This is a genomic window from Bacteroidales bacterium, assembly GCA_035299085.1.
Taxonomy (GTDB): domain Bacteria; phylum Bacteroidota; class Bacteroidia; order Bacteroidales; family UBA10428; genus UBA5072.
In genome coordinates, this window is the sequence record DATGXG010000024.1 from 191,182 (window position 1) to 212,342 (window position 21,161).

Consider the following 21,161-nt stretch of genomic DNA (forward strand, 5'->3'; position numbering starts at 1 on the left):
CGAATGAAATTACAAAAAAATGCGATAAACCGGTGCTGACCTAAATCATCATAAAAAAAATAGTTGCACAAAAGGTATTTTCTATTTTTACAAACCGGTATTTAAGCCGACCAAGATTATGTGTAAATTTCTTTTCTCTCTCTTCCTGCTGTTTTCACCTATGCTTTATTCAATAGCAGGTTCCACGATCCGGGTTGTCCAGGTCAGTGACGTTCAGCTGGGTTTTACAGAAGCCCATGCGAAGGAAACCGGCAAAATTGCTGAAACAGGCCTTGATGACAAGTATTTCATGAAAGCTGTGGAATTGATAAACAATCTTCAGCCTGCAGCCAACCTGGTTGTGAACACGGGAGATATGGTAAATGATCCTGCAAACGAAGAGCTGTGGCAACAATACAAAACAATTTCGCAAAGATTAAATCCTCCTGTTTATGAGGTAATGGGAAATCACGATGGCTGGAGTGAAAAAGGAATCCAGGACTACCGTAAGCATACGGGCAGGAATGATTTTTATACATTCACTCTGAAAAACTGTCGTTTTATCGTGCTGAACAGCTGGTACCTGAAAGAACCGGAAAAAAACAGTGGGGCCGCCTCAGAACAAAAAAAATTCCTCGAAAAAGTTCTTCGGAAAGACAGGTCCGCATTCAGGGTAATCATGCTTCATCATCCGGTTTTTATTGAGCGTCCGGATGAAAATGATGCCTATTTTAATCTTCCGTTAAAAGAAAGGCAGTGGCTCCTCGATTTAGCTGTAAAGTATAAGGTAAAGCTTATTCTGTCGGGGCACAGTCACCGGAATATAATTAAAACATACAGGGATTCGGTTACCCTGATCACTACCGGACCTGTAAGTGAACCGCTCGGACTTAACGATGACCAAACCCCTTCGAAAAGAGGATTTCGGATTATCGATATCGATCCTGAAACAGGCACATTTACCCATGAATACATTACCCTTCCACAGGCTGAAAAAAAAGAAACGGCGAACTCCTTTTCCTTTATCTTTTTAGGTGATCTCCACTTTGATAAACCCGGGCATCACGATATGGATTGGGTACTTCGTACTCATCCTGCAGACACATCACAAATCAGGCATTATTGTTTTACGACTAAATACCATCTGCCGGTACTGTACAATGAGATTGGTGCCATAACACGAAAAGATGCATCGTTTGTTGTTCAAACCGGCGATTTTACCGAAGGACTTTGCGGAAATTACAGACTGGCTGCACTTCAGTTGAATGAGTTCGTGCATTACACCGAGAACATGATCCATGTTCCTTTTATGGTAAGCAAGGGAAATCATGACATTACCGGACCGGGAGCTGATTCAGCCTATAAAGAGGTAATTCTACCCTTTGTATCAAGGCAATCAGGAAATAAAATTACAAGTTCGAGATATGTCTATTTAAAAGACGAGGCTGTTTTCTTCTTTTACGACAGTTACGACAGGACCTCTCTGCCCTGGCTTGCCAGCCAGATGAAAAAATACGCCGATATTCCCCTGAAGTTTGTTGTTATGCATGAACCTGTGGTGCCCATTAATGCCAGGTCTGAATGGGTTGAATTTTCAAGGCCGGAAGAAAAAAAGGATCATGATGACCTCCTTGAATTGCTGGGTGACAACCGGGCTATAGTTCTGGCAGGTCATTTACATGCATATGGAATAATAGAGCGGGAAACTTCGCACGGCCGGTTTGTTCAGTTGTCGGGATCATCAGTGTTAGACAACACTGAACAGGTTCCCGGCAAGGCTCTTTCGGGAGTTGAGAACTACGGACCTTCCCTTACAGAGCTCGAACCGGGTTTTTCTCCTTCCGACCGTGAACGACGAAAAGAAAAGTTATCAAAGGAAAAACCTTATGTCCGGCATTTTGAATATGGGGATATTCAGGGCTATATATTAATTCATGTAGCCGGAAACAAGGTCACCGCCGATATTTATAGCGGAACGGGATTAAAAAGGTGGAAAACTGTGGATATTACGTCTCTTTTATCAAATTAACGAAGATAATTATCAAAGTGCTCGGGCAGCCTGAGTATCTCATCAAACGTAAGCTGGAAATTCTTTGACAGGCTCTCACTGTACTTCAACCTGAATTTATTGAATTCGGATATGGCCCTTGAGCTGTTTTTCAGAATATACAGTGATTTTATTTTGTACACCATCGCTGATTCATTGAGAAAATCGAAATGATTGAGAATGACGTCTGAAATTTCTATGCACTTCATATGATTATGAATATGGAATGCATTACGGTTCATTTCAGTTAATACATCAATTACAGCCGCACTATAGCCATCCTTGAACTGATCAACATAATCCCATGTCTCATTGCGCAGCAGATTTCCGAACGAAAAATAATCAAGAACCAACTCGCTTGTTTGCTCATCATGTATCGTAACAATAAGCTTCCGAACCTCAATATAATCAATATAAACCTTTTCAGAAAAACTGATCTTCCAGTGCATTTCATCTTTTAAAATACTGACCCCGTCCATATCCTCAAAAATCTTACGGAGGTTATTTATTACAACTCCCCTGTTGTTCTTCTGCTGGATTTTATTAAGGGAAGGCCATAAAAGATCCGAGAAATCGGCTGAAAGAATGCCGTTCCTGAAATAACTTTCCATGAAAAGCACGATAAAGGCATGCCTCAATTTGGTGGCAAACCTGTAGGTTATATCATGGCCATTCCTGTCAAATACCCTGAAATCATTCAAAAGCCATATTGAATTCTGTTTCCTTCTTTCGAATTTCTCAATTAATTCAGGCTTTTCAGGGGTAATCGTTTTTCCATTTTTCTTCCTGATAAAATAAAGGGTGAGAAGGATAAAGAATGCCAACAGTAAGCCTGCAATGAGCATCCATACTTTTCTTGGTTCAGTCTGGCTTACTGGAATCATCCCTGAAGGAGGAAAGATAAGCCTGTAAACAGTTATTGCAGCGTAGTTCTGGTTGGTAGTCTCACGGGTTACACAGTATAATTCATTTTGAATCTTGTTTTGAAACAGGAAGGCATTCCCTGACATATCCGAAAAAATAACGGGTATTGAATCGGTTACAACCTTTATTTCAGGTTCTTCGAGATTGATTTCATATAATCTCAGGCTCGATTTCTCAACCGGTTTGTTGCCCAATACATAGGCAAGGGGCTTGTCGGGTCTGAAAATTAAGGTACCTCTTGGCACAAAATCAAAGCCCGGGGAATCAATATCCCATAATTTTTTAATTTTTCCTGCCTGCGGGTCAAATTGGTAAAGATCATAAAAGTATTTCCCTTCAAGTGATTGTGATCCTTCCTTATTACCAAATCCTCCGAAAAGATAATAATCTCCCGTATACATGTTGCGATTAACCGATGCATGCGTGCGTGGATAGATTTCATCACCTGAAAAGTCCATTTTTTCCCAAAAACCGGAATTAAAATCAAAGGATCTGAATGTATTGTAATAATGAAAGTATGAATAGCCTCCAAAAGTAATTACTTTACTGGTGTCATTATTCCAGAAAATACAATGATGGTGGTTCTGATCAAGCACTGTAGCACTGTCAGGCATTGACCACAAATTCGTTATAGGATCATAAACAGAATAAACCCTGCTTCCGTCATTTACTTTGAGGAAATGAAAATCATACCCGATAACGGTCTGGTTTTTCGGATTAAAAACAGCAAAGAATGCATCCCTCTCAAAAGGTCTTTTATTTGCATAGTGCAAAGATCGCAATGACAGGCTGTGAGGATCACACATGACAAGCGAGTCCCTGTTCAGTATAAGAAGAGTATTATCCTTGACCATTACAATGCCGGCCATCGGATCCGATTTCAATGTCATTACCTTTTCCCAGTAATAATGCTTATCCTGCATCCAGTTCGGATTACTGACATCCGATTCAATCTTACTTATTTTTTCATGTGCGATATCTCCTGAAAACTCATCCAATGGCCACTGATAGTCTACCTGGTCATTCAGGTTAAGCCTGACATTCTGCAAAATCATCGGTGCTACGTCGGTGTTTTCACCAAACAGGCCAAATACAAAATTCATATTCAGGTTGTTCGGAAAAGCAAACTCCGTTTCCTGGTTCCTGCCATTGAGCGTTATGAGGATAAGCCTCTCTTTTACAAGTCCCCGGATTGCAAAAGACAGGTTATTCAGTTGAAGCGTGTCCACTGTAAACTGGATTGTTTTTTTGGAATTGGCAAAATGGAATTCAAAAAGGCACTTCCCTGAATTTCCCTGGGCCGGAATAAAAAGAAGGTGCATCAGCGGTGCTGAATTCTTTTCTGAAGCATGAGTGGCTCTGAAAACAAAACCGAAATATTTCGGATTATAGATTTGACAATTAAATTCAAGATCAAACGATTTTGTAACACGCTTGAAATCATTGAAAAGTTTGAATGATGTTCTTTGCCCCGAATAAACCTGTTTTGAAAGAAATTTAAGGCCGCCGGAATTCAGGCTATTATCAGATGTTACTGCTGAAATCAAAAAAACTAAGGATAACAGGGCAATATATCTGAAATGTTTTTTTAAAAAAGTCATCAAGTTTTAAAATATGCATAAAATCTCCACTTACAGGAGTGTGTGGGATTGATTGAATAGGCAGATTGCAACTCAACCTGTGTTAAAAAGCTATGATATAGTTTATTTAACAGTACAGCTAATCCAAAATTAACCCTTTTTTTTATCATCGACTTCTATTTTCACGCAAAAATTTATGCCTGCAGTGGTGCAAGGCCATTCAACCGATACAGGATTATTAACTAATAAGTACAATTTCATGAAACAATTATTACTAATGCTGCTCTTACAAATACCCTTGCTTGGTTTTTCACAGGAAAGCAGGATCAGTGGTAAGGTAGTGGACCAGGACAATATTCCCGTGGCGGGAGTTTATGTACTGATAAAAGGTACGCAGTCGGGTGCTGTAACCGATGTCAATGGTGACTATTCATTAAATGCAAAACAGGGTGACGTTCTTACTTATTCTTTTTTGGGAATGATACCCCAGGAAGTTACAATCCAGGGACAGACTACAATTAATATAACCCTGTTAACCGAGACAAAAATGCTTGACGAAGTGGTTGTCACAGCATTGACAATTAAGCGTCAGGAACGGTCACTGGGGTATTCGCAGCAGCGGATTGAAGGAAACCAGGTAAGTGAGGCAAAGGAAAATAACCTGGTGAGCCTGCTTTCTGGAAAAGTAGCAGGTATTCAAATCACACCACCGCAGACAACTACAGGTTCAAGCCGTATTGTAATAAGAGGTGCCAATTCATTATCGGGGAATAACCAACCTTTATTTGTGGTTGACGGAGTGCCAGTCGACAACTCCGGCACTGAACTGGCCACCTGGAGTACCGGAACCCAGCTCGACTATGGCAATAACGCCGGTTCGATTAATCCGGATGACATTGCGGAAATCCAGGTACTTAAGGGTGCCAATGCGGCTGCCCTTTACGGATCGCGTGCGGCAAACGGTGTCATCATGATCACTACAAAACAGGGATCTAAACAAAACGGGCTCAAAGTAAACCTTAATTCGAGTGATTCATGGAGTAAGATTATTGAGTATCCCGATTACCAGAACGTTTACGGGTCAGGTGCTGATTTTAATTTTACACGTGACCAGTACGGTATGCCCAATATGGCCGACTGGTACAGGAGCTGGGGCCCGAAGATGCAGGGACAGGAAGTGATCCGTCTTGACGGAACTGTTGGCAAATATGTTCCCCAGCCCGATAATGTGAAGAATTTTTACCAGACTGCCCGGTCCCTGTCAAATTCAATTTCAGTTGAAGGAGGAAACGAAGCGCTGTTATACCGTTTGTCATATACGAATCTGAATTCAAACAGCATAGTTCCGAAATGCAATGTGGATAACCGTCATACTCTTAACCTAAGGGGAAGTATAAACAAAGACCGGTTTAAGATCGATTCGAAGATCACCTATACCCTTGATAAGGTCGATAAGAGAATGTACAACAATGGCAATGTCAGGAACCCGGCAAATGTATTCATTTTTATGCCCCGCGATCTGTCGCTTGAAACCATGAAACATTACAAAGATGCCGACGGAAGCGAAATCACAACCGAACATGAAGGTTTCAGGAATCCTTACTGGGCTATTTATGAAGATCCCAACCAGGATCAGCGCGACAGGATTGAAGGATTTCTCGCCCCGGAATATAAACTTACCGATTGGCTCACCCTGGCAGGCCGGCTGGGAACCGACATGATATTTTTCCAGGGATACAATGCCACAACCAAAGGCAGTTCAGTAGATCCCGACGGGTATTATTCCACATTCCAGAACTATAACAGGGAGATCAATGCCCAGTTTATGGCGCTTGCACAAAAGACTTTCGGCGATCTGGATTTATCAGCCAACTTTGGCGGGAACATTTCTGACAGGCAGGCGAAGAATAACAGGTCTACTATCAACAGTTTAATCCAAAGCGATTTATTTACAATTACAAATTCAAACGACAGACCTGTTGTTAGCCAGTATACCGGTCATAAAAGAATCAATTCACTCTTCGGGTCATTTGTGGCAGGTTATAAAAACTTTGCGTTTCTTGAGCTGACAGGAAGAAATGACTGGTCCTCAGCATTGCTTAATAAGAACGGGATGAACTCCTATTTTTATCCTTCGGCGAACCTGAGTTTTGTAGTAAGTGACATTTTCAAGCTTCCTGAATTCATTTCATTCAGTAAAGTAAGGCTTTCATGGGCTAAGGCAGGAAATGACATGGATGCTTACCGCCTGCGTAACTATTACCAGTTCAGCGGTTCATTCAACGGACAGACGCTTGCTTCTCCCAATATAGTCAGTTATAACGAAGGAATCAAACCGGAAGAAACGACATCGAAGGAAATCGGACTTGATGCAAGTTTCGTCGACAGGAGGATAAACCTGGATGTTACATACTATAAGAGTTCGACTGTGAACCAGATCTTTGAGGCCCGTATGCCGGCTTCTTCAGGATATGATTCGAAAATATTCAATGCCGGCGAAATTCAGAACAAGGGGATTGAAATTACGCTTAACGTAATCCCTGTTGTAAAGGATGACTGGCGATGGGAAATGACCTTCAACTATGCAAAGAATAACTCGCTTGTGGTTTCGATGATTGATGGTAAAGACCAGTTTGAGCTAAATTCATGGTGGAAGGTACAGGTTGTGGCTGAAGTAGGCCAGCCTTACGGGGTCATGAGGGGTGTCGGCTGGGCACGCGATGAACAGGGACGTAAACTGGTTTATGGTGAGGAATCGCCGATGAACCTCAGAGGTCGCCCCATTCCCGAAGAAAACCGCCTGATAGGAAATGCAACACCTGACTGGACAGGTAGTTTTTCATCAACCCTGAGATACAAAAACTTATCGGTCAGAACATTGCTTGATGCAAAAATTGGTGGCGATATGTTTTCCGCAACCTATCTTAAAGGAACCGTCTGGGGAACATTTGCCAATACACTGCCGGGCAGGAACGATTATTTCATCAACAATTTTGTCTATGGCCAGGATCCGACCCTGGGTGAAGTGCGGGGCGGAATTCTCCTGAAGGATGCCTATACACCCGATGGCCGGAAGAATTCATATTATATAAACCCGAATAACTGGTACCTGGCCGATCGTGACCTGATACAGGAATTGTCATTCTTTGATGCTTCCTATATCAAGCTGCGTGAAGTAGTGCTATCCTATACCCTTCCTGTTGCGATACTCAAGAGCACTTTTATTAAAAACGCCTCAGTGGGTGTTTTTGGCAGAAACCTGGCGATTTTGTACCGCAACACACCAAAAGGGCTTGATCCTGAAGCCAGTACCAACGCAGGCAACGGACAGGGGATCGAATTCGGCTCTCTGCCGCCAATGGGAACTTTCGGTATAAATGTCAATCTGGAATTTTAAAAATAGCAAGATGAAAAGGAAATTATTCTTCATAATACTTGGATTTATTGCATTTGTCTCCTGCACAAAGGATTTCGACACGATCAATACAAATCCGAATGTGGCTGAAAAAGTGGATCCCGATTTCCTGTTTCCCACTTCAGTCGTAAACACAGCCCGGTTGCTCGAAGACATTGAATATGAAGCAGGCTGGACCTATGGAATGTACTGGACTGAAAGCGGTGGTGCCTTTGTTAATTTCGGAACAGTGGACGTTACCCTCGAAGGTTGGTGGAGGAGATTCTATATCAACTGCCTCACCGGTCTTTCTAAAATCGATCAGATGTATGCCGCTGACTCGAATTACACCAATCGTGTGCTGGTTGCCAAAATCTGGGAATCTTATATATACTCCCAGATGATTTCATTCTGGGGGCCAGTACCCTTTTCGGATGCAATAAACGAGCAGGTAACTTCATCATATGACAGTGAATCCGAAATATACCATACACTGATCAATAATCTCATTGCCTGCTCTGATTCATTGAATCCGGATGGGGATACTTATATGCAGGCCGCTGATCTTATTTACGGGGGTGACCTTGTGAAGTGGAAAAAGTTTGCCAGGTCGCTTGCTTTAAGGCTGACCATGCAGATTTATAATACTGACAGTGAGTTTGCCGGTCCCGTACTTACAGAACTTCTTGCTGAACCTGATAACCTGATATCATCGAATGATGATAATGCCATTTTCAGGTGGTATGCAGGATCTGAACAATGGAATCCGCTGTATCAGCGGTTCATTTACAGCCCGGGTGACCGTAAAGTGAACATCAGCGAGTTTTTATACATGTATTTGGCTCCCTACAATGACCCACGGCTTTCATTATATGCTGAAGCAGCCGCTGCAAACGGTGAATATTCAGGAAGGCCGATAACCAAAGCAGGAATTCCTGCCGGTGCCGATATTAATCCTAACCCTCATGCCGGCAGGTCTGACAACGACTATTCGAAACCCGGTGACATGTGGTTTGCCGAAGAAGGTTACTTCTCGCTGCTCATGTACCCCGAAGTTTGCTTCCTGAGAGCCGAGGCTGCCTATCTCGGCCTTTCAGCCGAATCGGCAAAGACCATGTATTATGCAGGGATTGATGCATCTCTGAAAATGTTCGGCAAAGAAAATAAGGCTGAACTGTATAAAGCTGTTGGCGGAGTCACGTGGGGCACTTATGGTGCAGGAACAACCGATTGGATCGGTGCCATTCTTCCGCAATACAAGTTTACAAGTGAAATCAAAAATCCATATAAGCAAATCATCATCCAATCGTGGCTGGCTATGTATCCGAGGGGACTTGATGCATGGACACTTTTCAGAAGGACTGGAATTGTTCAATTACCGGTGATCTTTTCATCTGATCCGTCCAATACTGAAATTCCGGTATCCAGCCCGTTGCCTGAAAGGTTTAAGTATCCCAACGAAGAGAGGGTTTATAACAGTGCCGGGTATAATGAGGGTGTTTCATACCTCGAAGCCGGGGATCTCATGTATACACCTTTGATGTTCAGCGAAAACAAATAAGTAAAACAATCTAAAAAATTCATCAGATGAAAATAGCCATTCGAACATTGATCAGCATTGTAGTTGCGATTAGTGCCCTGTACGGATGTAAAAAGGATGATCTTTCGGAAGATCTTCTTAAACCCTGGAAAGCCCCGGAAACTGAACTCAAAGCCGATATTACGCTGGGCGCATATTATACCCTTTCCTTTAAGGATACAAACTGGCTGAATATAGATCCGTTATACCTGCCTGACCTGGGCAAGTATAATTCAGCAGATCCTGCTGTGCTTGAGCAACATGTCACCTGGGCGCTTGCATCAGGTATCGATTTCTGGATTTGTTCCCATAATGCATTCAATGACAGTATTATGCTGAATGTATTCCCGTCGGTACCCGGCATGTCCGATTTGCAGGTAGCACTTGACCTGAGCCTGTCGACTCAGAATAACGTAATGGATTTCAACGATTCGGCCGATATTCAGAGGGTCATTGCTGATTTTAAGACAATGAAACCGGTTTTTGAAATGCCTAACTACCTGAAAATAGATGGTAAACCGGTTGTCGTTTTACAAAGTGCCTATAATTACGAGCCGCGCCCTCTCAGCAGTGATAGTACGGATACCCGTGTTCAGGGAATGCTTGACCTGAGAGCAGTGCTGAAAGACAGTACCGGCTATGATTATTACTTCATTGCCAATTACATTACTTTCAATAATCCTGATCGCTACCCTGAATACCTGGGGGCTTTCGACGCCTTAACAACAAACATGTTCACCGATCGTAAAGCCCTGAGTAATTCGTTGAATGAAAACATTGACCTGGCATGGGCCCACTGGAATGATGTTTTGAACAGCCAGGACGTAGCTTTTGTTCCGGGCATCTTTCCCGGCAGGAATGATACGCTGAACACGCGCACTGATGTGCTTCCGAGAAGTGAAGCCTTTTTCACCGACCAGTGTAAACTCGCTAAGCATTATATGAATGATAACGCACGGATCATAATAATCAATTCATTTAACAACTGGAATTCAGGCACCCAGGTTGAACCTGCCAATACCTACGGAGAATCTTACCTTGAAATTCTCAGTCACGAACTCAAGGTACAATAAACTGAAACCATGGTAATCAAACTAGTATAATTAAACTTTCTATTTATGAGAAAACTTTCACTATTACTCCTGTTTTTCTTGCTGCTTGTGCCGCTTGCCCGTGGGCAGGTGACGATAGGCGCAACGGATTATGGATCAGATCTGCAATCGGCAATCAATGCCGCTGCCGATAATGATCATATCACTATCACAGGCACACTCAGCCTCAACGGTAACGTTGATCTGGGCGGAGGTGTCAATACACTTACGATTGACGGTGAATCTTCAGCAAAAATTATATTCACCGCGGCTGCCCGTTTCATTTTTGAGCAGGCAAAAACCAGAACACTGAAGAACCTGGTTATTGATGGTGATTCGGTGGCCGATCGGGGTGGCGTTATTAAAATGGGCAATGCTGCTAATCTTACACTTGATGGCGTTACGATAGACGGAGGCCGTTCCGGTTCTCATGGCGGTGCCATTGCAGTCTCAGGTTCAACGCTTACTCTCCGTAACAGTACATTATCTGATAACCGGAGTGCGCTGAGCGGAGGTGCAATATTCGCCGAAGGAAATTCCTCTGTATCACTTTATGGCAGCAAGTTCCTGAACAACCGGGCTGCGGCATTTGCTGACGGTGCTGACGGTAAAGGAGCGGCAATTGCCATGATCGGATCCAACACCCCCGGGATGTATGCAGAAGGATGCCTTTTTTATGGTAATTATTCAAGGAATCACGGCGGTGTATTCATCTTCGAAAATTCAACGGGTTTACTCGTAAACTGTACCCTGGCAAAGAACAAAACCCTGAACGCCGGTGGTGTTGCATTTCTGTGGGGACCCGTTCATCTGAAATTTGTAAACAGCACTCTTGCATATAATACAACGGGAGGAAATACAAACAGCCCGTGTATCAAGAATATTCAGAATACCAATGTGCTTGAATTCGACAATTGCATCCTGTACGAAAATCGTGATGAAAACGGTTCCGGAAATGAACTGGATATACAATCGGATGTTGCACATACAATTACCGTTAATAATTCAATATTAAGCGGTTATACGAGTAATCTTACTATCAATGGCACCGGGAATATTACAGGTGCCGATATAATTAATCCGGGCCTCGCTTCCGATATCAATACATCGGGCGTTCTGTCCCTGTCGGGTAACAGCCAGGCCGTTAACCTGGGAAACGGAAGTTTTCTGACAACATTAAGCATTACGACCGATCAATCGGGAAAGACACGAAACTTCGCAGGCGGAAAAGTTGACGCCGGTGCTTATGAGCTGAACGCATCGTCGGGCAGCGGTTTCGTGACCTTAAACGGAACCGGTTACGGAGCCGATTTTGGCGGGGCAATGATTGCCGCGACAAACGGCGATACGGTGAAAGTATTCGGAGTAATCGATGTCACTTCATCAAAAGATATTGACGCCGGGGGAAACCGTGTTGTAATTAAGGGATATGACGGTGCCACATTCAGGTTCTCAAGCGCAGGTGCAGCCGGAGCCGGTTCAAGGTTTGTCTGGGCTAACAATGCCAATACCGGAGTTGAAAGGACTTTCATTGACATTGACTTCATAGGCGACCCGAAAGGTCAGGCTGACCAGGGAGCTATTATTACCATGACAAAACCAGGCACTCTTAACCTGGTAAATGTGACAATGACCGGTGGGTATACAACAGCCGGTAGCGGTGGTGCCATCCGAATTACATCAAACGGTGCCATACTGAATGCGACCCATTGTACTTTCTCAAACAATAAGGCATGGAGCAATGGTGGTGCCATTTACGTGAACAATAACGCACTTGTTGTTGCAAGGGATTGCCGCTTTTTGAGCAACCAGGCCGCTTTGAGACTCACTGACGGTAAAGGCGGCGCTATTGCAGTAAATGCATCGCCGTTAAACGGTTTGTGGGCCGACAAATGTGCGTTCATTGGCAACAGGTCATTTAACCACGGTGGCGTTTTCATCTTCGAAAATTCGAAAGCCACTGTTATGAATTCAACCATATACGGTGACACCTGTAAAAATGCTGGCGCAGTGGCCTTCATATGGAACACGGCTAATGTTACCTTCATTAACAATACAGTGGCTTTCAATGTCACACAGGCTTCAGTTGGCGATGGTCCGGGTTTGAAGAGCAACCAGGCCGTAAACAGCATTACAATCCGCAATTGCTTCTTCTATAAAAACCAGGGAATCACCGATGGCCTTTATGGTGATATTTCATGCAATGAAGCCAATACAAACATCAACCTTTCAGGAACCATATTGCAGGGCGGATTCAATGCGAATACGGTAACCACCGGTGGAATGAATATAGTAGGCAGTTCTCTGGTGAAACCGGGTATTTCAGAATCACTTAACGGTGATTATATGCTGCCGCTGATTGACAGCACGAGCCAGGCTGTAAACCTCGGTGACACTACAGGTATTTCGGCATGGATAGCAAAAGACCAGAGGAACTTCACGAGGAACTTCCAGTTCGGAAAAGCAGATGCCGGGGCTTATGAAATGGCCGGAGTAACCGGTCCCATGCCGGGCGGCAATTACCCTGATTCCTCTGCATTCAAATCGTATACCGGCTTGTCCATGAGCGGCTACCAGGGTTGGTTCTCGGCTCAGGGTGACGGTTCAGGACAAAACTGGGTACATTATGCAAAGAACGGTACTTTCGGTCCGGGCTCCTGCGTAATTGATTACTGGCCGGATATGCGTGAAGCAACCAGTTCTGAAAAATTCAGTACCTCCTTCCTGAAAGGATCGGATACGGCTTATGTATATAGTCCGTATATTCCGGCCACTGTAAGCAGGCATTTCCGCTGGATGAAAGAATACGGCGTTGATGGTGTGTTCATGCAGCGATTCGTGGTGGATATTATGAATCCGGCAACAAAAGAACGCCTTAACCAGGTTCTGATTAATGCCATTCAGGCTGCAAAAGCCAATCACAGGGCAATAAGCGTTATGTATGACCTGAGCGGTATCGATACGACTTCGCGTTCAGCACAGGAATATCTCGACATAATCAAGAACGACTGGAATGAATTAAAGAATTCAGTAGGTATATTTAATTATGGAGACGGTATCAAAGGTGAAAATCAGCCGATGCTTTACCACAGTTCAAAAGCTAACGGTGGCAAACCCTACCCACTGGTTACCATTTGGGGAGCCGGCTTCAATGATGGAAGAAAATACAATACAGGCTTTGTGTCCAGGGTTGTTGATATCTTCCAGAACGACGACATGCTTGGCGGTTGCGCTGTAATGCTTGGTGTACCTACATACTGGAGAAACGGCGGAAGTGATGTGGTTACAGGAGCCGAGTATACACAGCTGATCAACCTGATTAAGAAAGTTGATATTGTACTTCCATGGCACACAGGGCGTTTCAACCGTACCGACTTCACTGGTTCAACCTATCAGAACCTCGTATCGGGCGACGTAACCTGGTGCAATACAAATGATGTGGATTATGTACCGGTCATCTCACCGGGCTTCTCCTGGAAAAACCTCAAGGGAGACGCATCACTCACAGGAAAGCCGAGAGAAAACGGTATGTACTACTGGGATATGGCAAAAGCAGCTATCAATTGCGGTGTAAAGATGCTGTATACCGGGATGTTCGATGAAATGAACGAAGGGACACAGATCTTTAAAGTGGATAACAATCCTCCTTCGAATGCAATTCCATTCCTGACTTACAGCCCAAATGCGCAGGATCACTACCTGTGGATAAGCGGTGAAATCAGGCGAGCCCTTAACGGTGAAAGCACAATGGGTAATGAACTGCCTGTAAGAGCCAGTGCAACAGGGTTCACATCAACATATGGTTTCACCAGAAGCGACAGTATAGTGGGCCGCACACTGGTGGCGTTAAACCAGGCAACATCGGATCATAAAGTATATTATGCCGATCCTTATTCTGTACCGGACGGAGCACCGACAGTGAATGCAAAACGCGACACCTCTTTGTTCAGAAATGAATTAAAGTTGATTGCCGATACGATCGATCTGAAATCATATGACCAATACTTACGGTTGGTTGAAGTGGATGCCAGTGATAAGGTTGTAGGTTATAAAGCTATCCTGCTTGATACAGCCGTTCTCGGCAGTATCGCAGATTCCACAGGTTTTACCGATCTTTCGGTGAACTTCAGGCCCAGTTATACGCAGGTGGGCTATACAGTCCTGCAGGGCAATCCTGACCAGGGAAATACCTATTGGGCTGCATCCATCCAGGAAACTTCAGATTTTTCCGGTATGTTTTACAGGACATCCAGGGATACGAGCGTATTTAATGTTCCGATGAGTACATTAAGTACAGGTATTTCAGTGGCTGAAGGCGATTACATCCCGGTAATTGAAGTGAATTCCGATGACCAGGTTCTTGGTTTCAAAGTATTCAGGATAACCAAACCGCAGATCGGACGGCTTGTCAATCCATCAACCGATTTGCTGCATTCATCTTTCCAGGTTACCTATGCTGATCCTGTAGCGAAACTCAACATTAATACAGCTGAAGGCTATATTCTCTATCGTACCGGTTTAGCTGCTGCTGCTGCAGATCTGCCATTTTATGGTGCACCATACAGCAATTACAGCAATGTTTTCAATACAGTTGCTGTAACGGGTGAATTTAAATACATCACCGGACAGGTCATATCGTTTATAGAGATTAAAGACGGTGCTATAGTCGGATATGGTAAATATGTTTTGAACCCGATTCCCCAGGTTTCGGTTCAGTTGAAAGCTGATCCCGACCTTGATCTGGGTAATCACAGTATCATATCATTGGGCGAAGCTGCACCGGCAGGACATAAGGTATATCTCTACCCTGCTGCTAATCCCACGGATGAAACGCCAAGAATCGGCCTTGATTATGCCGAAATTGCACCGCTGTATTCACAGCAGGTTACTGCTACAGGTGTTTCTGTTGCAGCAAAAGCCAATGATATTTACTTCCTTGTGGAAACCGATGCAGGAAACTCTGTTATTGGTTTTACCGCGCTTACATTGGCTCCTGAAGATATCAGTATCTTTGCTGATCCCGCGGTTCACAAACTTCAATCAACTTATTCAGTTGATGTGATTGGTAAAACCACATCCGGTAAGATTGATGTAAGTGTAACTCCTGCAGCCGGTCATACTGTTTACATTTCCGATGTAATGGCAGAAATTTCAAGGATGCCGGTTTACAGGTCCAAAACAGCGAATAATCCCGAATTGCATGCTTATTCCACTTCGGTTTCTTTGGATGCTTCGATGGGAAACAACCTTATAATTGCTGAATATGACAATGCGGGTGAACTCACTGGTATTGCTATAGAAGAAGCAAGGGACAGTGTGTTGCAGGTTTATTACGTAGCCGAAACGGGTAATGATGCCAATAACGGTACGAAGTATAATCCTTATAAAACGCTGGAAAAGGCCCTGACGCATGTTACGGGGATAACTCCGCTTGACAGTGCAATTACTATTCATGTGAGCGGTACCATACAGTTACAGCCCCCGGCAGTTGCCGGAAACGGTACTCAAATAACCGGCAGCGTAAAGATCCTGGGTTCTGATGCTGCAACAATTAAGGCTGCTCCGAACAGCAGGGCACTTGAATTAAGCGATGCCAGGTTCTACTTCGAGAACGTTGTAATTACCGGCGGTAATACAGCCAGTGCAAACGGTGGATCAGGCGTATACCTGCACGGGACACGCACAACCTCGGCCACATTTAAAAATGTAAGCTTTACAAACAATACAATTGCTGAAGGCGGACAGTATGGTGGTGGATTGAGGATAGTGGGTGCCAATGCCAGGTTCACATCCTGTGTGTTCGAAGGCAACCATGGTCGGAACCGCGGCGGTGCCATTGCGATTGCACATGGCGCAACCGATGCTACAGCCGATTACTCAATTGTTTTTGACGGATGCTATATAGCCAATAATACAAGCCATTTCGTAGGAACTGTTGAAGGCCACGGAGGTGGATTCTTTATAACAAACAGTGAAGCCGGTCATCTGAATGTCGATATTATCAATTCGACAATCCAGGGTAATATTGCACAATCAGCCGGTGGAGCAATGTTTGTGGAAGGTTCAGGTTTGGTTGTTACCAAAATCAGGCTGATTAACAGCATTGTTACCGATAACCAGGGCCAGAACTCCGGAAACGGACATGGCATCAGAATGGTGGGTGCGGCCAATAACACGCTTGAAATTTACAATTCATTACTGTTTGATAATGCAGGCGGCAGTGACGGAACCACAGTTGATATCCGGAATGATGCAGGTACTGTGATTACATGCCAGCAAAGCTATGTTAAGACACTGGCGACCGGAACCACGTTAACAGGTACTTACAAAACCGGCGATCAGGCAAACCTGGGAGTATTAAAGGCTCCTTTGCCAGCTGCGTATGCCAATTCGTTGTTCATTAACAGTGCAACCAGCTTTGCGATTAACTATGGTAACCCTGTGTATCTTACTAATGCCGGTGTGAATTATGATGCCACATTTACTGAGCGTAATGCAACGGATGGATTTGTCGATGCAGGTCCTACGGAGTACAACGCGCTTAAGTTTGACAAGGCGCCTGAAATCAATAATCCGATTGCAGATGTCGAAGTGGCTATGAACGCCGAACCTTCTGAAATTGATCTCACTGACGTATTCCTTGACAGGGATGGCAATCCGTTCACCTATTCAGTGGTTTCAAACAATAACGGATCGGTTGTGGGCGCAGTTGTCAGCGGCACAAAACTGACACTTACATATGCTGACAACTTGGAAGGTGATGCCAGGATTAAAGTTCGCGGTACCACTAACAGCAAATATGCCGAAGATGAATTCATTGTTCATGTAGGTTTTGCACCTTATGTGGTCAACCCGGTTGCGGATATTTCAATTCCCAATATGAACGGCGGCAACTTCAGTGTTGATATGAACGGTGTATTTGCAGATCCAGATAATGACGAATCTGATATTGCTTTAAGCGTGATCACCAATACCAGAACGGATCTCATAACAGGGGCAACATTCAACGGAAAGACTTTAAGCTATACCGTTGCTGCAGGTCCTCAGGGAATCGCTGTTCTGACAATCAGGGCTAAGAGCGGTATCAGAACTGCCCTTACCACTGTAACAGTAAGTGTAGGTATACCTCCGGTTGTACAGAACCCGATATCCAGTGTGGCTGTTTTGATGAATTCAGCACCTGTTACGCGTGATCTGTCGGCTACATTCCATGATCCTGACGGTAATGATGCTGCCATTGTGAAAACAATTGAAGGCAATACCAATCCGTCACTTGTTACACCGGTTATATCAGGTAATACCCTTACACTGACGTTTGGGTCCAACAAAACAGGCCAATCGGTTATTACAGTCAAGGGTGAATCTGACCAGCTGATGGTAAGCACTACTTTCAATGTAATTGTTACAAGTGCTCCCCAGTTAGTTGTTCTGAATCCCATTCAACCGGTTATGGTAATGAAAAATGCCGGAGACAGTGTTATTGATCTGACCAATGTATTCTACAACATGGGTGATCCCAATGCTGCGATTACAATTACAGTCACGGGTAATTCAAATCAATCACTGGTTTCAACGGGCATTTCAGGTAAAAGCCTGACGCTGGGTTTTGAACCCGACGCAGAAGGTGCGGCCGATATAACGCTGCATGCTGTATCAGGAGTCAACTCAATTGACCATACTTTTAAAGTAGGTGTTGGCAATATTGATCTGTTGGTTGTGAATACCCAGCCTGCCGATATGCAAATAAGCAACAATCCCGATGAGGAAACCGAAGTGGATATCTCACAGGTATTCTCTGTGGTTGGCAAACCCGATGCCGAGGTAACTGTTGATTTCAGTTACACGAATCCTTCGCTGATTAATGCTTATATAAATACACAAACCCATAAACTGGTGATTTCCGCTGCAGGAAGCTCAACCGGATCGAGTGTATTTACGTTGACCGGCACGTATGGAAATGCAACAATTTCAACGCAGTTCACAGTAACCATCCTGGCAACAGGAGTACAGAGGATTGAGATACTCAATGTGACCCTGTATCCGAATCCCGTTTCATCAGTGCTTTATTGTGCAATTGAAAACGGCAAGGATGTTGTAAATGTGCAGATAGTTGCACTTACCGGTATGGTAGTGAAATCGTTCGACAGATCGGTAATTGTTGAAGATGTTGCTGAAATAAATGTGGAAGATCTTGCTCACGGTTCATACCTGTTGAGGATCAATACGCGTTCAGGTTCAGTAACCAGGATGTTTATCAAATAATGAGTTTATGAAAAGAAGCCAGACTGATCTGGCTTCTTTTCTTTTCTTAAGAAAAAATCTCAACTTAGCTTTATATGATAAATCGTTACAAAATGAAGTACCTGATACTGACTTCCCTGATTGTACTTTTCATTGAATCATGCACAAAAACGGATCCCCTGAAATATGTCGATCCCCGCATCGGTAATGTTGGTTTAATCCTGGAACCGACGCGTCCTACAGTACAACTCCCTAACCAGCTGATCAGGATGTATCCGAATCGTAAGGATTATCTTGACGACCAGATAACTTCATTTCCCTTAACCCTGATTTCACACCGTAATGGTGAGTTTTTCGGCATTATGCCTTTCACGGGAGATGCTTCGGATCAATGGAGAATCGTATCATTCTGGGATCAAAACGAAGAAATTACAACTCCCTATTATTATTCCGTTTTACTTCAGAATTATAACACCAGGGTTGAATTCGTACCCGGTATAAAATCAGGTTTTTTCAGGTTCACTTTCCCTGAAAATCAGATAAAAAATATTGCGCTTCTTAACATGAACAAAGGAAACTGGCAACAGCTCTCAGACAATGCCTTTTCAGGAATTGAAATGGTTGAAGGCATGAAAGCTTTTGTTTATGCCGAATTAAACCAAAAAGCGAAATTCAGTTACGACTCAGCAAGTCACAGGGCGCTTCTTCATTTGAATTCACCCGGGGAATCCACCGCTGAATTCAGGTATGCCATTTCATTTATAAGTTCTGACCAGGCTAAAGAGAATCTTAAAAATGAAAGGACAGGATCCACATTTGAAAGTATGGAAAAAAATGCCCGGGATGCCTGGAGCAAAGCACTGGGGAAAATAATTGTAAAGGGAGGAACGGAAGAACAGAAACGGACTTTTTACACAGCCCTTTACCGTAGTTATGAGAGAATGGTTGATGTGACCGAAGGCAGTCAATACTACAGCAACTATGACAAACAGATTCATAAAGCCGACAGGCCTTTTTATGTCGACGACTGGATATGGGATACCTATCTTGCACTTCATCCGTTACGTTGCATTCTTGACCCGCAACTTGAATCTGAGATGATCAATTCGTATATCAATATGTATGTGCAAAGCGGATGGCTTCCTACTTTCCCGGTTTTATGGGGGGATAACCCCTGTATGAACGGGTTTCATTCGACCATTATGATACTTGACGGATGGATGAAAGGCGTTCCCGCCATTAATATTGAAAAAGCTTATGAAGCCATGAAAAAGAACGCCATGGAGGCAACCATGCTGCCATGGGAAAATGGCCCTGCCTGCCGGCTTGATTTCTTCTACCAGAAAAACGGCTTTTATCCAGCCTTGAAACCGGGTGAAAAAGAAACAGAGCCCCTTGTACACTCTTTTGAAAAAAGACAGGCGGTTGCCATAACGCTTGGCCATAGTTATGACGACTGGGCGCTGGCAAGGGTGGCAGAAAAGCTGGGCAAAAAGGAGGATCAGGAGCTTTTTGATTCCCGCTCAAAGTATTACAGGAATCTCTACAATGCCGGTAAGGGATTTTTCATGCCCAAAGATGAAAAAGGTGAATGGATCGACATTGATCCGGTTTTTGACGGAGGTATGGGCGGCCGTGACTATTATGATGAAAATAATGGGTGGACCTATCTCTGGCAGGTTCAGCATGATATTCCCGGACTCATCGAACTGATGGGCGGAGAAGAGAAATTTATTCAACGACTGGATCAGCTTTTCAGGGAACCGCTGGGAAGAAGTAAATACGAAATGTGGGCTAAATTCCCTGATTTTTCTGGCATTACAGGACAGTTTTCAATGGGAAATGAGCCCTCGTTCCATATACCCTATCTATATAATTTCACCTCACAACCCTGGAAAACGCAAAGGAGGATCCGGGCACTTCTGAACAACTGGTTCCCGGATAACATTTTCGGAATTCCCGGTGATGAGGATGGCGGAGGCATGTCGGCATTTGTGGTTTTTTCATCCATGGGCTTTTATCCTGTAGTTCCCGGAATTCCGGTATATACAATCGGAAGTCCCGTGTTTGATGAGATTTCTTTACGTCTGCCCGACAATAAAAAATTCAGGATTGTGGCTGAAAACAACAGCGAAAAAAATGTATATGTTCAGAAAGCCATACTGAATGGTAAAGTACTTACCGGTCCATGGTTCACACATGCAGAATTGATGAATGGCGGTGAACTGAGGTTAACAATGGGTCCACTTCCCAACAAAGAGTGGGGAAATAATACAAACTTATTTAAACAACTCCCGGGATTAAGAGAATAGCTTGGTTTTTGTTA

At 43.8% G+C, this 21,161-nt stretch carries 7 protein-coding genes; 6 read left to right on the forward strand and 1 reads right to left on the reverse strand.

Going from position 1 to position 21,161, the window contains the following annotated elements; translation table 11 throughout:
- The first annotated feature begins 118 nt into the window (after positions 1–118).
- Positions 119–2,008, forward strand: coding sequence for a metallophosphoesterase (locus VK179_07210; GenBank protein HLO58513.1), 1,890 nt, complete (start codon positions 119–121; stop codon positions 2,006–2,008).
- On the opposite strand, the gene VK179_07215 is transcribed toward VK179_07210, so the two are convergent.
- Positions 2,005–4,497: a hypothetical protein gene (locus VK179_07215; protein HLO58514.1), complete on the reverse strand. Its 2,493-nt coding sequence runs from the start codon at positions 4,495–4,497 to the stop codon at positions 2,005–2,007. The genes VK179_07210 and VK179_07215 overlap by 4 nt on opposite strands.
- A 292-nt stretch (positions 4,498–4,789) precedes the next feature.
- On the opposite strand from VK179_07215, the gene VK179_07220 reads away from it, so the two are divergent.
- The 5 genes from VK179_07220 to VK179_07240 all read left to right on the forward strand — a co-directional run bounded on the left by VK179_07220 (position 4,790) and on the right by VK179_07240 (position 21,147).
- The gene (locus VK179_07220; GenBank protein ID HLO58515.1) at positions 4,790–7,927 is read left to right on the forward strand and encodes a SusC/RagA family TonB-linked outer membrane protein; all 3,138 of its coding nucleotides are present in this window, start codon (positions 4,790–4,792) and stop codon (positions 7,925–7,927) included.
- 10 nt (positions 7,928–7,937) lie between these two features.
- The gene (locus VK179_07225) at positions 7,938–9,485 is read left to right on the forward strand and encodes a SusD/RagB family nutrient-binding outer membrane lipoprotein (GenBank protein ID HLO58516.1); all 1,548 of its coding nucleotides are present in this window, start codon (positions 7,938–7,940) and stop codon (positions 9,483–9,485) included.
- A gap of 26 nt (positions 9,486–9,511) precedes the next feature.
- Positions 9,512–10,576 (forward strand): glycoside hydrolase family 99-like domain-containing protein, encoded by a 1,065-nt coding sequence (locus tag VK179_07230; protein ID HLO58517.1) that lies wholly within the window; start codon positions 9,512–9,514, stop codon positions 10,574–10,576.
- Positions 10,577–10,621: 45 nt separating this feature from the next.
- Entirely contained in the window at positions 10,622–18,856 is an 8,235-nt protein-coding gene (locus tag VK179_07235; GenBank protein HLO58518.1) for a T9SS type A sorting domain-containing protein, read from the forward strand.
- A gap of 92 nt (positions 18,857–18,948) precedes the next feature.
- The gene (locus VK179_07240) at positions 18,949–21,147 is read left to right on the forward strand and encodes a GH92 family glycosyl hydrolase (GenBank protein HLO58519.1); all 2,199 of its coding nucleotides are present in this window, start codon (positions 18,949–18,951) and stop codon (positions 21,145–21,147) included.
- The last annotated feature ends 14 nt before the right edge of the window (positions 21,148–21,161 follow it).